This window comes from Rhodoferax sp. (assembly GCF_034519335.1).
Classification (GTDB): domain Bacteria; phylum Pseudomonadota; class Gammaproteobacteria; order Burkholderiales; family Burkholderiaceae_C; genus Allorhodoferax.
In genome coordinates this window covers 58,086-71,490 of record NZ_JAXHOL010000003.1, presented here as the reverse complement: position 1 = coordinate 71,490, position 13,405 = coordinate 58,086, and the positions used below count along the sequence as shown (strand labels likewise).

Below are 13,405 nucleotides of genomic sequence, written 5' to 3'. Positions count from 1 at the left end.
GTCTGGGCCTTTAGCGCCGCTCCGCCCACCTTCCTTATTTGTCAGGGCGCCAAGAGCGCCTGCGCCAGCTGGCGCATCGCGTCTGCCGACCGGTCGCTGGCGGTGATGCTGCGCGCCGTGCCGAAATGGCGGAAGTTGTTTTGCATGGACTTGAGGTAACTCGGGTCGTAGTGCTGCGTCAGCAGGTCTTGCACCACGGGGCGGAAGTCGCCTGCTGCCACCAGGTCTTTCCAGCCCTGTACCACCACCTTTCCACGGAACTCGGCCATCACGTCCAGCCGTTGGCAGAAGTAGGCGGTGTCCTGCACCAGGTGGTGGTAGTCCTCCAGCAGCAGCGCAATGCGCTCTTCGGTGGGCAGGCTCAGCTGGATGCAGGGGCTGTTGTGCATGCGCTCCACCAGGGCGCTGGGCAGCGTCAGGTTGCCAATCTTTTTGCTTTCGCTCTCCACATACACGGGGCGGGCGGCATCGAATTTTCGCAAGGTGTCCCACACCAGCGTGTCAAAACGCTTTTGCGTGGGCTGGGGCAGGCCGGGCACGGCACCCAAGAGGGAGCTGCGGTGGTTGGCCAGGCCTTCCAGGTCCAGCACCTGCGCACCCTCGGCCGCCAGCGCATGCAATAACCGCGTCTTGCCGCAGCCCGTGGTGCCACACACCACTTCAAAGTGCAGGCGCTGGGCTTGCAGCGGAATGTCCTCCAGCATGGCGGCGCGAAAGGCTTTGTAGCCGCCTTCCACCAGCGTGACCTTGAAGCCGATTTGGTCCATCACCAGGCTGAGCGACCCGCTGCGCTGACCACCGCGCCAGCAGTAGGTCAGGGGCGCCCAATGTTTGGGCTTGTCCAGGGCATTGGCTTCGATGTTGCTGGCGATATTGCGCGCCGCCAGTACACCGCCCAGCTTGCGCGCTTCAAACGGGCTGACCTGCTTGTACAGGGTGCCTACGGTCACACGCTCGTCGTCGTGCAGCGTGGGCCAGTTTTGCGCACCAGGCAGGTGGTCCAGTGCGTATTCCCCCTCGCTGCGCGCATCAATCACCGCGTCAAACTGGTCCAGCTGGGCCAGGGCCTGGGCGGCCGGCATCAATTTCAAACTCATACGGCCTTAGCGCAGCAGCGCGCGCACGGCGGGCCACATGGTGTTGAGGATGGTCGGGTGCGCCGACTCGTTGGGGTGGATGCGGTCGGCCTGGAACAGCTTGGCCGCGTTGGGCACATCCGCCACGCCCTTGAGCAAAAACGGCACCAAAGCAGCCTTGTTGGCCTTGGCGACCGTGGCAAAGGTGTCGCTGAAGCGCTTGGTGTAGTCCTGCCCGTAGTTGGGTGGCACCTGCATGCCCACAATCAGCACCTTGGCACCAGCGGCCTGGGCGGCTTGGGTCATGGCTTGCAGATTGTCTTGCGTCATGGCCAGTGGCAGGCCGCGCAAGGCGTCGTTGCCACCCAGTTCAATCACCACCACCGTGGGCTTGTGCTGGGCCAGCAGCGCGGGCAGGCGGGAGCGGCCGCCCGAGGTGGTGTCGCCGCTGATGCTGGCGTTGACCACCTTGGTTTGCGGGCTTTCTTTGGCCAGGCGTTGCTCCATCAGTGCCACCCAGCCGGTACCACGTTTGAGCCCGTATTCGGCACTCAGCGAGTCGCCCACCACCAAGATGGTGTGGGGCTTGGGCTGGGCCACAGAAGCCCCTGCAAATCCCGCCACAATAAACAGCGCGATACAGTGTCGTCGAACTACAGAGAGCCCCATGTCTGATTCCATCATTTCGGTTGAGCATGTTTTCAAGGCGGTGACTGATTCCACCGGCACGCTGGAGATCCTGCGCGACATTGATTTTGCACTCAAAGCCCGCGAGACCGCGGCCATCGTCGGAGCATCCGGGTCGGGCAAGAGCACATTGCTCTCCATCATCGCCGGGCTGGACACGCCCACCAGCGGCACCGTGCGCTTGGCCGGACAGGATATTTTTGCCATCGACGAAGACGCCCGCGCCGCGCTGCGCGCCAAGCAGGTGGGTTTTGTGTTCCAAAGCTTTCAGCTGCTGGGCAACCTCACCGCGCTGGAAAACGTCATGCTGCCGCTGGAGCTGGACGGCCGCAAAGATGCCCGCAGCGCTGCCACCGAGATGCTGGCCCGCGTGGGCTTGTCGCAGCGGCTCAACGCCTACCCCAAGGTGCTCAGCGGTGGCGAACAGCAGCGCGTGGCGCTGGCGCGGGCCTTTGTGGTCAAACCCGCCGTGCTGCTGGCGGACGAGCCCACCGGCAGCCTGGACTTTGCGACGGGCGAAAAAATCATGGAACTGATGTTTGACCTGAACCGCGAACAGGGCACGACCCTGGTGCTGGTCACCCACGACCGCGGCATTGCCGCCCGCTGCGACCGCCGCATCACCATCGAGGCAGGCCGGGTGGTGGCAGAGCCGGTGGCTGAGGTTTAAGCTATTTCTTGATTTCCAAGTCGAATTGCGACACCTCTGAGCGCAGTACGAAGGGCTGAGGATGGAGTGAATTGGTTAGCCTTTTGGTTCCTACACCGACAGGTTTGCCAATGACCCACAACCACCTCAGCCCAAGTGAACGCTACCAGATTCAAGCCTGGCTTGAACAGGATTTAAGCAAATGCCAGATTGCGCTACGCCTGGGCCGTCACCGCAGCACCATCTACCGTGAACTGACACGATGCGAAGGTGCCTACAACGCCCAACGCGCCCAGAGTCATCGCAGTGGCTGCGCCCTACGCTGTGCCGCCAATGCTCCACGCTACACCCCTGCAGTGTGGAAGCATGTGCGCAAAGCAATGACCCAGTCTTACTGGTCGCCTCAGCAGATTGCAGGGCGCGCGCAGTTCACAGCATCCTTGGCACCGGCTTGCAGTAGTCCTGACATGCCCAGCATGCAGACCATTTATGCATGGGCTGCCCGGGTGTGGCCCAAGCGAGATGATCGACCTCTGCGGCGTGCCCGTCCCAACCGTCGGTGCAAGACAGGGCCTCTGAGCGTGTTCGGCTGGGCTCGCTCGGTGCAACCCATCGCTCAACGCCCGCTCCAGGTGCGCCAGCGCCTGCAGGTGGGGCATTGGGAGATAGACACCATGATGGGCATGCGCGGGGGTTACAAGGCCCGCTTGCTGGTGTGCGTGGAGCGCAGTAGCCGATACACCAGGCTGGTCTTGCTAGATAACGGATTGCCAGAAACGACTGCGGTTGCAGTGCACCAACGTCTGTTGGGTGATGCGCGCTGGCCGGTTTTGAGCATCACCACTGACCGGGGTAGTGAGTTCGCCAAGTTACACACAGTGGTTGAGCACGAGCGTTTGTACGTGTGTGATGCGCAGCGGCCCAATCAGCGTGGTACCAATGAGAACACCATAGGACTGATACGCCAGTTCATCCCAAAGGGCGAGCCATTGAGTCTGCAAACGCCAGCTTCAATTGCCCGCATTGAGCGTTTGCTCAACTCAAGACCGCGCGCCTGTTTGGGCTTCAAAACCCCTGCTGAGGTACTCTCGGGCCTGCGCAACCAATGTCGCGATTCGAACTAGAAATCAAGATTTTGGCCTCTATAGCCCGTGGATATTGCGCGAACAGCTCCTGAAAACGTAGCATACATGGCGCCTTTGTGACCTGGAATGGTGTACGCAAGTACCTCCAAACGGCCTTCCGCTGGCAGCGCGGCCGCCAGGGCACGGGCTACGACAAGATGCTGCTGCTCACCGCACGCTGGCCGCTGCCCTTTGACAGCTATCTGATCCGTTATCCCGACGGCTCCGAGATCCCGCCGCACACCGACCCGGTGCAGGCCGGGCGCCACTACCGGCTCAACATCGTGCTCAAGTCGTCCCCGTCGGGCGGCGAGTTTGTGTGTGCCACGCCCATCTACGCCAGCCGCCGCATCAAGCTGTTTCGCCCCGATGCCTGCGAGCACAGCGTGACCCGCGTGGTGGGCGGCAGCCGCTATGTGCTGTCACTGGGCTGGGTGCGGCGTTAAAACGGGCAGGGCGCCTCGGCCCCCCAGGCCCGATAATCGGGGCATGTCATCCCCCAAAGTTCTTTTCGGCTTTCACGCCGTGGGCGTGCGCCTCAAGACCGCCCCCCAATCGATCATCGAAATCTTCTACGAGCCCACGCGCCGCGACGCACGCATGCGCCAGTTTCTGGAGAAAGTGGCTGAGGCCGGTATCCGCGTGGTCGAGGCCGACGGCATGCGCCTGGCCAAGATTGCCGGCAGCCACGGCCACCAAGGCGTGGCCGCCCGCGTGCAAGAGATCAAGCAAGTCCATTCGCTGGACGAGCTGCTGGAAAGCCTGGAAGCTGCCAACGCCGAGCTGCCAGTGGCGGAACGCACCAACCCGCTGATCCTGGTGCTGGACGGCGTGACTGACCCGCACAACCTGGGCGCCTGCCTGCGCGTGGCCGATGGCGCGGGCGCGCACTGCGTGATCGCCCCCAAAGACCACGCGGCCGGCATCAACGCCACCGTGGCCAAGGTGGCCAGCGGAGCGGCCGAGACCGTGCCTTATTTCATGGTGACCAATCTGGCGCGCACGCTCAACGAGCTGAAAGAACGCAACATCTGGATCATCGGCACCAGCGACCAGGCCACTGGCACTCTGTACCAAGCAGACCTCAAAGGCCCCGTGGCCCTGGTGCTGGGCGCCGAGGGCGACGGCATGCGCCAGCTCACCGCCAAGACCTGCGACCAGCTCGTCAGCATCCCCATGCAGGGCGCGGTGGAGAGCCTGAACGTGTCGGTGGCCAGCGGCGTGTGCCTTTACGAGGCGCTGCGCCAGCGCACTGCGGCTTCCAAATAAGCGTGTTCAATCCGGGAGTGATGATGATTGCTATGAAATCGGGAGCTGCTCGCGCAATATTGGCGGGCGTTGTGGCTACTTTTCTTCTGAGCGCCTGCACCCAGGAGCAACAAAACAAGATCAGCCGCGATATCCAGAACTGGACCGGTACCGACGGCGTGCTGGAGTTCTATGCCGGTGACAAGCTGGTGCGCCGCTTCCTCAAAATCGACAAACTCAGCACCGCCATGGGCACCGACGACGGCAAGCCGCGCAACTACCGCTTTGGTTACGGCGTGCTGGACGAAAACCTGAACATGCAGGCCGACCCTGGTGAGAAGAAGGTGTACTTCGAAATCAGCGACTTCGGCTCCAACTACATCTTCTTCGAGAACCCCCGTTAAACGCGCCCGTCATGCCCGCATCCACCGCGCCCCTGAAACTGGCCGCTGTGGCTTGCGTGCTCTTGTTTATCGGGCTGGGCGTGTACCTGGCTCCGCTGCAGCCCAGCGTGGTAGCGCTGCAGCTCACTTTCACCCCCGAAGCCTTTACCCAGGTGCTGCATGCTTGGGGCCCCGAAGGCGTGCAACGCTTTCGCAACCACTTGGCCTTCGACGGGCTGATGCTGCTGAGCTACGGCGCGGCAGGTTATCTGGCGGTGGCGCGCACTCGCTTCTTTGAACCCTTGGCGCAGCAGATGCCTCTGCGCTGGGTGGCCCTGTTGTTGCCGCTGGCGGCAGTGTGGGACGCGGGGGAGAACGTGCTCCACTGGGGGTTGACCGGGGGAGATGTTCTGACACTTCCGTGCGCATTTGTCTTGTATTACATCGCGGGGCTTTGTGCCACATTGAAATGGGCAGCCATACTTTCCTTTGGTATAGCTTCTTTAATGGCTTATGCACAGTAGTAATAGCTAAGACTTTAGCTAAGCTTGAAATTGGGCTATGTGGCTGTATTGGTTGATTCTTAGGGGGGTGGAGAAACTATGTCAATAAAACAGAAAACTGTTTTTGTTCTTGGTGCAGGTGCCAGTAAAGAGCTTGACTTACCAACTGGCGATGAGTTGAAGGAGAAAATTGCGAGGGAGTTGGATATTCGATTTTCGGATGGCTACTCGCAAGTTAGCGGAAATCAAACTATTACAAACGTATTCCGTCTTCTCACACGTCAGGAGCAACGGCGGGATATAAATTCATATCTGCACACATGCTGGAAGATTCGTGATGCCATGCCCCAAGCGATCTCGATTGATAACTTTATCGATGCCCGAAGCGATGATCCATTCGTTGAAGTGGCAGGAAAGCTTGGTAATTCTCCCCCCCTCCCCCCCCCCCCCCCCCCCCCTCCCCCCCCCCCCCCCCCCCCCCCCCCCCCCTCCCCCCCCCCCCCTCAGCCTCAGTTTTAGCAGCGGAGTCGGGTTCTAAACTCAAAGTAGCCTCATTCAAGCGGAACGAAGGAATCAACTTCAAGGCCCTAGCAAATACTTGGCATAACTCGTTTTTCCAACTTCTTACAGAAAACTGCAAAAAAGTTGATTTGCGAGAGCGCCTAAAGAAGGTAGCTTTAATAATTTTCAACTATGACCGCTGTGTTGAAGTATTCCTGCTTCAGGCATTACAAAACTATTACACGATTGATGAGCCCGAGGCTTTGGAACTATTAAAAGAAGTGGAGATACATCATCCATATGGTGTGGTAGGCGCACTACCTGGTTTAGGAGCCGGTACGGCAGCTGCTTTTGGTGCAACTGTACAAGCTGAGCAGCTTCTGCAAATTTCGAGAGAAATCAAGACTTTTACCGAAGGTACTGACAATTCGGCCAGCCATATAAGGCGTATTCGCGAGTTAATGAGCAAGTGCCATCGAATCGTTTTTCTAGGTTTTGCATACCACCAATTGAATATGCAACTACTATTTAATACGCCGAGTGGATTGCCGCCGTTGGGTTCTCGAAAAATATATGGAACGGCATTGGGTCTTTCTGATTCCGACAAAACAATCGTTACAGAGGAGTTGAGCCAGTATGCAGAAACACCAGTGGATTGCGTACAACTAAGGAACGATCTCACTTGTTCTCAATTATTTAAGGATTATTGGCGTTCAATGTCAATTCAATAAATTGCGACTTGGCCTAGTTTAGGATCTGAAATGATCGCTCATTAGTTCTGCTGAGGACTGCATCGAGCAGACTGTTGATACCTAAATCCACCCCATCCACCCCGCAATCGCCCCCGCACCCAATAGCCACAGCAGGTGAATGCGGGTCTTCCAGACCAGCAGGGTGCTTACCGCGGTCACGGCCCACAGGGCCAGGTGGTGGGTGTCGGCCTTGTGGTTGGCGGCCAGAATCCAGCCGGTGGCAACCAGCAGGGCGATGACCAGCGGGGCCATGCCTTGTTTGAAGGCGCGCACGGCGCGCATCTCCCGGTTACGGTGACCCCAGCGTGATGCGGTGAAGGTGAGGATGCTGCTGGGCAGCATGATGCCCAGCATGGACAAGAACACGCCCAGCATGGCCAGCGCCACGCCGTACCAGCCCGCACCCAGGCCGCCTGCCGCGTTGAGGCCAATGGACCAGCCCAGCAGGGGCACAAACAAGATATTGGGGCCGGGCGCGGCTTGGGCGAGGGCGATGCTGTTGCTGAACTGCTCGGCATCCAGCCAGCCTTGCTCCACCACCAAAAACCGCTGCATGTCGGGCGCGGTGGTGATGGCGCCGCCCACGGCCAGTAGCGACAGCGAGGCGAAGTGCATGAACAGTTCCAGCCACTGGGCGGCGGTCAGGGTGATGCTCATGGGGCCTCCTTCTTGGCGGCCAAGCGGCCCAAGCACACATAGGCCCAAACGCAACCCAGCCCTCCAATACCCAGCAGCACCCAAAGCAAGGGCACGCGCAGCAGGGCTACGGCTACAAAGGTGGCGGCCATCAACGCCACGCAGGCACCCAAACCCATCACATTGCTCTTAAGGGCGGGTACCAGGCGCAGGCCCGCCGCGATGATGAGGCCCGCCGCCACCGCGCCCATGCCGCGCAGCGCACCCTGGGCCTGCGGGTTGTCGGCCACACCGGCAAAGGCCGCAGCCAGCAAGAGCACCAAGATGAGTGGAAAGCTCAGCATGCCCGCCACACCGGCCAGCGCGCCGCGCCAGCCAAAGTAGCGGTCGCCCAGCATGAGCGAGAGGTTGACCACATTGGGGCCGGGCAGGATTTGGGCGACGGCCCAGTCTTCGACAAACTCTTCGGCGGTGAGCCACTGCTTGCGCTCCACCAGCTCGCGCTGGGCCACGGCCAGCACGCCGCCAAAGCCCTGCAGGGCGAGCAGCGAAAACGAAACAAACAAATCAGTTTTGGAGCGGGGCGCCGGGCGCGGAGCAGGAGGAGTGGCGGGTGGAATGCTGGGGGACATGCAGGCGGTTTAGGTGGGTTGCCCCACCACAGTGAACTGGGCGCTATTGTCGCGCAGCCACTGTTCCGACCGTGTGCCGTCTTGCTGGCGCGGATGAAAATCCGCGCGCAGGTAGGCGCGCCACTGCGCCCGGTTGCTGGAAATAAAACCGTGCTTGCCGAACAAGAACCGACCTGCACTGCGCCAAGTGCTCCAGCGAAACAGCGCCTTGTCGTGCCACAGGTTGCGAATGGTTTGGCGCGTTACATCGGCAAAAAATGTGAAGGTGATGTAGCGGAACAGGCGTAGCCGCCACTCGTGGTTGCCGCCAATGGCGTGGTACACGTCAAACGCGGTGCTGCGGTGTTCGCTCTCTTCGGCGCTGTGCCAGAGCCACAGGGTTTTGAGCCGGTCTTCGCTGCCTTCCAAGGCTTCGGGGTGGGCCAGCATCCAGTCGGCAAAGATGGCGGTGAGGTGTTCGGTGGCCGCGGTGGCGCCCACGTGCACACGCACGTCCATGTGCGCACTGGCCTGCATGCGTTTGGCGGCGCGGCGCTCCAGCGTGTTGGTAAAGCCTTGCGTTTCCAGGTGCCCGTTGAACAGGCTGTGGATACGGCGGTGGGTGGCCTCCTGGCCCACAAAGCCCTGCACCTCGGCGGCGAAGCGTTCGCGCTGGTCTTCGGGCAGGGTCTTGAGCCCGGCGCGCACCGAATCCATGAAGTACTGCTCGCCCAGCGGAAAACTCATCGACAGTGCGTTGAAGAACGCAGAGCGAAAGGCATCGCCCCCATTCCAACGCACGGCAAAGGGCGTGCTCAGGTCGATCAGCAGTTTGCGAACCACGAGGTCAGTCATCACGGGGCTCCATCCAGGGTAGGCGGCAAGTCTGCCAGTTCGCGCAGCACCCAGGCGTTCACGTCCGGGTCCAGGCACATTTGCAAATGGCCAATGCCGGGGAACACCGTGGGCGTGATGCCGGGCAGGGTTTGCGGTCGCTGCGGGTAAACAATGTTGTCTTGCGGGGTAATGGCAATGCGCAGCAGGCCTCGAACTGCATCATCCTCCTCCTGGGCCAGTGTGGCCAGCCAGGGGCTGCCCCACAGCATTTGCAGGCCATTGGGGGTGCCGCTGCCTTTGGCGAGTTTTGTGCCCTGGTGCGGGGTGCCCAGCGTGAGCACGCGGGCCACACGCTCGGTGCCGTGTTTGCGCATCCAGGCCCGGATCGCCAGGCCGCCCATACTGTGGCCGACCAGCGCCACCTGGGTCTGCCCGCTGTTGAGCAGTGCGCTGGTGACCGCAGATTCAACGATGAGCGCGTAGTCGTCGATGGACGTGAACACCGGCTCCAGGTCCACGGCAAATACGGCGTGGCCCTGGGCACGCAATTGGGCGGCCGTGGTGTCCCAGATGCGGTGGTTGCACAGGTAGCCGTGCACCAGCACCACTGGCACCCGCGGGGTGCTGCCGGTCGCAGCCTGGTAGCGGGGCGCACGGCGCTCCCACGGTTGGCGTAGCAAAAATACCACCACGCCCGCCACCATTTCTCCACCCAGTGCGCGCCACCAGTCGCGCCAGGGTTCGGGGCTGCGGGTGATCAGGGCGGTCAGCACATCCGTCAGCAGCATGGTGGCCCGGCCACCGCAGGGCACCAGCACGTGGCACCGAGCATGGCACCCCAGCCCCCAAGCCCCAGCAGCCAGTAGCCCAGCGCTGCACCCGCCAGGGTTTGGACCAGCAAAATACGGCGCAGCAGTTGGGCAAGCATGGAGCGATCTCTTCAGTACTGGGGTTGATGGCGGCGGATGGCCGCCTTCACATCATCCCCCAAAGCAAAGCCCGGGCCAAATTGGGCTGCCAACTCGGCCGCACGTGCCTCAAAGGTGTCGACTCCCATGCCGTAGATGAACTGCATGGCGCCCCCAGTCCAGGCCGGAAAGCCGATGCCGAAGATGGAGCCAATGTTGGCGTCATGCACGCTGGTCAGCACGCCCTCGGCCAGGCAGCGCGCGGTCTCCACGGCCTGGCGGTAGAGCAGGCGGTCTTTCAGGTCGGTGATGTTCCAGGGGGCATCGGCTTTCTCGAACAGGCCTTTGAGTTCGGGCCACAAGAACTTCTTGGCGCCCTTTTCGGTGGGGTATGCATAGAAGCCCGCACCACCCGCGCGGCCGGGGCGATTGTGTCGTTTGACCATGGTTTCCACCACCAGCTCGCCCGGCGTGGCCACATAAGTTTTGCCCTCGGCCTCAAAGTCCTTGCGGGTCTGGTCCATCACATGCAGGCTCAGTGTTAGGGCGGTTTCGTCCAGCACGGCGAGCGGGCCCACGGGCATGCCGCATTGGATGCCGGCGTTCTCGATGGCTGCAGCGGGAATGCCTTCGCCCAGCATGGCCGCGCCCTCCATCACAAAGGTGCCAAACACCCGGCTGGTGAAGAAGCCGCGTGAGTCGTTCACCACGATGGGGAACTTGCCCAGGGCCTGCACATAGTCGTAGGCGCGGGCCACGGTCTCTTCGTCCGTCTCTTTGCCCTTGATGATTTCCACCAGCTTCATCTTGTCGACGGGGCTGAAGAAGTGGATACCGATGAACTTCTTGGCATCGCGGCTGGCCTTGGCCAGACCGGTGATGGGCAGGGTGGAGGTGTTGGAGGCAAAGAAGCCGCCGGGCGCCAACTGCGGTTCGGCTTCTTGGGTGACTTTGGCCTTGAGCTCACGGTTTTCAAACACGGCTTCGATGATCAGGTCGCAACCCTTGAGGTCGTCCACGCTCCCGGTGGGCTGGATCAGGTCCAGGATCTTTTGTTGTGCCTCGGGCTTCATGCGGCCTTTGTCCACGCGGGCTTGGGTAATTTTGGCGGTGTAGCTTTTGCCCAAGTCGGCTTTTTCTTGGCTCACGTCTTTCAGCACCGTGGTTATGCCTTTGCTGGCCTGGCTGTAGGCAATGCCCGCGCCCATCATGCCGGCGCCCAGCAGGCCCACCTTGGCGGGCTTGAAGCGGGGCACGCCGGCCGGGCGACTCTGGCCGCTTTTGATGGCGTTGAGGTTGAAGAAGAAGGTGTTGATCATGGCCTTGGCTTGCGTGCCGGACATGAGCTTGGCCAGGTGACGGCTCTCAATGCGCAGGGCCGTTTCAATGTCCACCTGCAGGCCTTCCACCATGCAGGCGATGATGGCCTCGGGCGCGGGGTAGAGGCCGCGGGTGTTTTTCTTGATGACGGCAGGCGCAATGGGCAGCATGCCGGCCACGGCGGGCGAGGAGGGCAGGCCGCCGGGCACCTTGTAGCCTTTGGCCTCCCACGGGTGCTGGGCCGTGGGGTTGGCGGCAATCCAGGCCAGTGCCTTGGCTTTCATCTCTGCAGCGGCATCGGGGCCGGGCGCCACCAGGTCGTGCACCAGGCCCAGGCCTTTGGCTTCGCTGGGGTTAAAGGTCTTGCCTTCCACCAGGTAGGGCTGCGCGCCCATCAGGCCCAGGTGGCGCGTCATCTTGGTCACGCCGCTGGCGCCGGGCAGCAGGCCCAGCGTCACCTCGGGCAGGCCCAGCTGGGTCTTCTTGTCGTCCACGGCAATGCGGTAGTGGCCCACCAGCGCCACCTCCCAGCCGCCGCCCAGCGCGGTGCCGTTGATGAGGCTGACCACGGGCTTGCCCAGGGTCTCGATGGTGCGGAAGTTTTTTTTCACGCGCTCGATTTCTTCAAAGACGCGCGGCGCGTCGGCCGGCGTCAGGCGCATGGCGGCCTTGAGGTCGGCGCCGGCAAAGAAGGTGGTTTTGGCGGACGCGAGCAGGATGCCTTGAATGGCGTCCTTGTCCTTCAGCACCTGCGCGGCCACGGCGTCCATGTCTTCCTGCCACTGCAGGCACATGGTGTTGACGGGGGAGTCGGGCTCGTCGAAGGTGATGGTGGCGATGCCGGCGTCCAGGGAATAACGGATGGTTTTCATGGTCGATACCTGCTATCAAATGAGGAGCTGCTTGCGCAATAGATACGGGGGCTAGAGGCCTAAAAAGCCTTAAATCCGCTCGACGATGGTGGCAATGCCCATGCCGCCGCCCACGCACAGCGTGGCCAGGCCGTAGCGCAGTTTGCGGCGGTGCAGCTCGTCCACCAGCGTGCCCAGAATCATGGCGCCCGTGGCGCCCAGCGGGTGGCCCATGGCGATGGCGCCGCCGTTCACGTTCACCTTCTCGTGCGGCACGCGCATCTCTTTCATGAAGCGCATCACCACCGCGGCAAAGGCCTCGTTCACTTCAAACAGGTCGATGTCGTCCACCGTCAGCCCGGCCTTGGCCAGCGCCTTGCGCGTGGCGGGCATGGGGCCGGTGAGCATGATGGTCGGGTCGGCGCCGCTCAGGGCTGTGGCCACGATGCGGGCACGTGGCGTCAAGTTGTGCGCCTTGGCTGCGGCCTCGTTGCCCACCAGCACGGCGGCTGCGCCGTCCACAATGCCGGACGAGTTGCCCGCGTGGTGCACGTGGTGGATGCGCTCCACCTGCGGGTAGCGGGTCAGCGCCACGGCGTCAAAACCCATGCCGCCCATGTCGGCAAACGCGGGCTTGAGCCCGGCCAGGCCTTCCAGCGTGGTGCCGGGTTTGATGAACTCGTCGCGCGCCAGAATGGTCTGGCCCAGCGCGTCCTTCACGGGTCGCACGGATGCGTCAAAGTAGCCCGCCGCTTGCGCCTTGGTGGCGCGGCGTTGGGATTCGAGCGCGTAGGCATCCACATCGGCGCGGGTAAATCCTTCCAGCGTGGCAATCAGGTCGGCGCCAATGCCTTGCGGCACAAACAGGGTTTGCGAATTGGTTTCGGGGTCCATGGCCCAGGCGCCGCCGTCTGACCCAATCGGCACGCGGCTCATGCTCTCCACGCCGCCGGCCACCACCAGGTCTTCCCAGCCCGAGCGCACCTTTTGCGCCGCCATGTTCACCGCCTCCAGGCCGGAGGCGCAGAAGCGGTTGATCTGCACACCAGCAGCCTGAAAATCCCAGCCCGCCTTCAGCGCAGCCACTTTGGGCAGCACGGCTCCCTGGTCGCCCACGGGGGACACCACGCCCATCACCACGTCGTCCACGCGGGCGGTGTCAAAGCCATTGCGTTGCTGCAGCTCGGTGAGCAGGCCGGCCAGCAGCGTGACGGGTTTGACCTCGTACAGGCTGCCGTCTTTCTTGCCTTTGCCGCGCGGGGTGCGGATTGCGTCAAACACAAATGCTTCGCTCATGGGGTGTCTCCTCGGGTTGTTCG

Annotated in this window: 16 protein-coding genes; 7 read left to right on the top strand and 9 right to left on the bottom strand. The window is 62.1% G+C overall.

What is annotated here, in order from left to right; translation table 11 throughout:
* Positions 1-41: 41 nt before the first annotated feature.
* Together mnmH and U5O12_RS04210 are read right to left on the bottom strand one after the other, a co-directional pair.
* Positions 42-1,097 carry a tRNA 2-selenouridine(34) synthase MnmH gene (gene mnmH, locus U5O12_RS04215; protein WP_322577434.1) on the bottom strand — a complete coding sequence of 352 codons (1,056 nt, stop codon included), beginning with the start codon at positions 1,095-1,097 and terminating at the stop codon, positions 42-44.
* Positions 1,098-1,103: 6 nt separating this feature from the next.
* Entirely contained in the window at positions 1,104-1,745 is a 642-nt protein-coding gene (locus U5O12_RS04210; protein WP_322577433.1) for an arylesterase, read from the bottom strand.
* Between U5O12_RS04210 and U5O12_RS04205 the strand changes: the two genes are divergently transcribed.
* From U5O12_RS04205 to U5O12_RS04175, 7 genes are all read left to right on the top strand, one after another.
* Entirely contained in the window at positions 1,744-2,433 is a 690-nt protein-coding gene (locus U5O12_RS04205) for an ABC transporter ATP-binding protein (protein WP_322577432.1), read from the top strand. The genes U5O12_RS04210 and U5O12_RS04205 overlap by 2 nt on opposite strands.
* Positions 2,434-2,543: 110 nt before the next feature.
* The gene (locus U5O12_RS04200) at positions 2,544-3,536 is read left to right on the top strand and encodes an IS30 family transposase (RefSeq protein WP_322577431.1); all 993 of its coding nucleotides are present in this window, start codon (positions 2,544-2,546) and stop codon (positions 3,534-3,536) included.
* A gap of 77 nt (positions 3,537-3,613) precedes the next feature.
* The gene (locus U5O12_RS04195; protein ID WP_322577430.1) at positions 3,614-3,982 is read left to right on the top strand and encodes a 2OG-Fe(II) oxygenase; all 369 of its coding nucleotides are present in this window, start codon (positions 3,614-3,616) and stop codon (positions 3,980-3,982) included.
* Positions 3,983-4,025: 43 nt separating this feature from the next.
* Entirely contained in the window at positions 4,026-4,805 is a 780-nt protein-coding gene (rlmB, locus tag U5O12_RS04190) for a 23S rRNA (guanosine(2251)-2'-O)-methyltransferase RlmB (RefSeq protein ID WP_322577429.1), read from the top strand.
* Positions 4,806-4,837: 32 nt separating this feature from the next.
* Complete coding sequence (locus tag U5O12_RS04185) at positions 4,838-5,188, top strand: hypothetical protein (protein WP_416221441.1); 351 nt, start codon at positions 4,838-4,840, stop codon at positions 5,186-5,188.
* Between the two features lie 11 nt (positions 5,189-5,199).
* Positions 5,200-5,691: a hypothetical protein gene (locus U5O12_RS04180; RefSeq protein WP_322577427.1), complete on the top strand. Its 492-nt coding sequence runs from the start codon at positions 5,200-5,202 to the stop codon at positions 5,689-5,691.
* 629 nt (positions 5,692-6,320) lie between these two features.
* A complete protein-coding gene (locus tag U5O12_RS04175; protein ID WP_322577426.1) occupies positions 6,321-6,902 on the top strand; it encodes a hypothetical protein in 582 nt (193 codons plus the stop codon).
* Positions 6,903-6,983: 81 nt separating this feature from the next.
* On the opposite strand, the gene U5O12_RS04170 is transcribed toward U5O12_RS04175, so the two are convergent.
* The 7 genes from U5O12_RS04170 to U5O12_RS04140 form a co-directional block, all read right to left on the bottom strand.
* A complete protein-coding gene (locus U5O12_RS04170) occupies positions 6,984-7,580 on the bottom strand; it encodes a chromate transporter (protein ID WP_322577425.1) in 597 nt (198 codons plus the stop codon).
* A complete protein-coding gene (locus U5O12_RS04165) occupies positions 7,577-8,191 on the bottom strand; it encodes a chromate transporter (RefSeq protein WP_322577424.1) in 615 nt (204 codons plus the stop codon). The genes U5O12_RS04170 and U5O12_RS04165 overlap by 4 nt, the downstream gene beginning before the upstream one ends.
* Positions 8,192-8,200: 9 nt before the next feature.
* Positions 8,201-9,025, bottom strand: a complete 825-nt coding sequence (locus tag U5O12_RS04160; RefSeq protein ID WP_322577423.1) for a metal-dependent hydrolase — start codon at positions 9,023-9,025, stop codon at positions 8,201-8,203.
* Entirely contained in the window at positions 9,025-9,795 is a 771-nt protein-coding gene (locus U5O12_RS04155; RefSeq protein WP_322577422.1) for an esterase/lipase family protein, read from the bottom strand. The genes U5O12_RS04160 and U5O12_RS04155 overlap by 1 nt, the downstream gene beginning before the upstream one ends.
* A complete protein-coding gene (locus U5O12_RS04150; protein WP_322577421.1) occupies positions 9,786-9,935 on the bottom strand; it encodes a hypothetical protein in 150 nt (49 codons plus the stop codon). Before U5O12_RS04150 ends, U5O12_RS04155 begins: the two co-directional genes overlap by 10 nt.
* Positions 9,936-9,947: 12 nt before the next feature.
* A complete protein-coding gene (locus tag U5O12_RS04145) occupies positions 9,948-12,107 on the bottom strand; it encodes a 3-hydroxyacyl-CoA dehydrogenase NAD-binding domain-containing protein (protein WP_322577420.1) in 2,160 nt (719 codons plus the stop codon).
* A 69-nt stretch (positions 12,108-12,176) separates the two neighbouring features.
* Positions 12,177-13,382: an acetyl-CoA C-acetyltransferase gene (locus U5O12_RS04140; protein WP_322577419.1), complete on the bottom strand. Its 1,206-nt coding sequence runs from the start codon at positions 13,380-13,382 to the stop codon at positions 12,177-12,179.
* Positions 13,383-13,405 lie beyond the last annotated feature (23 nt).

Coding starts and splice junctions, on each gene's coding strand:
- rlmB (WP_322577429.1), top strand. CDS start 4,026: ATGTCATCCCCCAAAGTTCTTTTCGGCTTTCACGCCGTGGGCGTGCGC.
- U5O12_RS04140 (WP_322577419.1), bottom strand. CDS start 13,382: ATGAGCGAAGCATTTGTGTTTGACGCAATCCGCACCCCGCGCGGCAAA.
- U5O12_RS04145 (WP_322577420.1), bottom strand. CDS start 12,107: ATGAAAACCATCCGTTATTCCCTGGACGCCGGCATCGCCACCATCACC.
- U5O12_RS04160 (WP_322577423.1), bottom strand. CDS start 9,025: ATGACTGACCTCGTGGTTCGCAAACTGCTGATCGACCTGAGCACGCCC.
- U5O12_RS04185 (WP_416221441.1), top strand. CDS start 4,838: ATGAAATCGGGAGCTGCTCGCGCAATATTGGCGGGCGTTGTGGCTACT.
- U5O12_RS04150 (WP_322577421.1), bottom strand. CDS start 9,935: ATGCTTGCCCAACTGCTGCGCCGTATTTTGCTGGTCCAAACCCTGGCG.
- U5O12_RS04200 (WP_322577431.1), top strand. CDS start 2,544: ATGACCCACAACCACCTCAGCCCAAGTGAACGCTACCAGATTCAAGCC.
- U5O12_RS04165 (WP_322577424.1), bottom strand. CDS start 8,191: ATGTCCCCCAGCATTCCACCCGCCACTCCTCCTGCTCCGCGCCCGGCG.
- U5O12_RS04170 (WP_322577425.1), bottom strand. CDS start 7,580: ATGAGCATCACCCTGACCGCCGCCCAGTGGCTGGAACTGTTCATGCAC.
- U5O12_RS04205 (WP_322577432.1), top strand. CDS start 1,744: ATGTCTGATTCCATCATTTCGGTTGAGCATGTTTTCAAGGCGGTGACT.
- mnmH (WP_322577434.1), bottom strand. CDS start 1,097: ATGAGTTTGAAATTGATGCCGGCCGCCCAGGCCCTGGCCCAGCTGGAC.
- U5O12_RS04180 (WP_322577427.1), top strand. CDS start 5,200: ATGCCCGCATCCACCGCGCCCCTGAAACTGGCCGCTGTGGCTTGCGTG.
- U5O12_RS04155 (WP_322577422.1), bottom strand. CDS start 9,795: ATGCTGCTGACGGATGTGCTGACCGCCCTGATCACCCGCAGCCCCGAA.
- U5O12_RS04210 (WP_322577433.1), bottom strand. CDS start 1,745: ATGGGGCTCTCTGTAGTTCGACGACACTGTATCGCGCTGTTTATTGTG.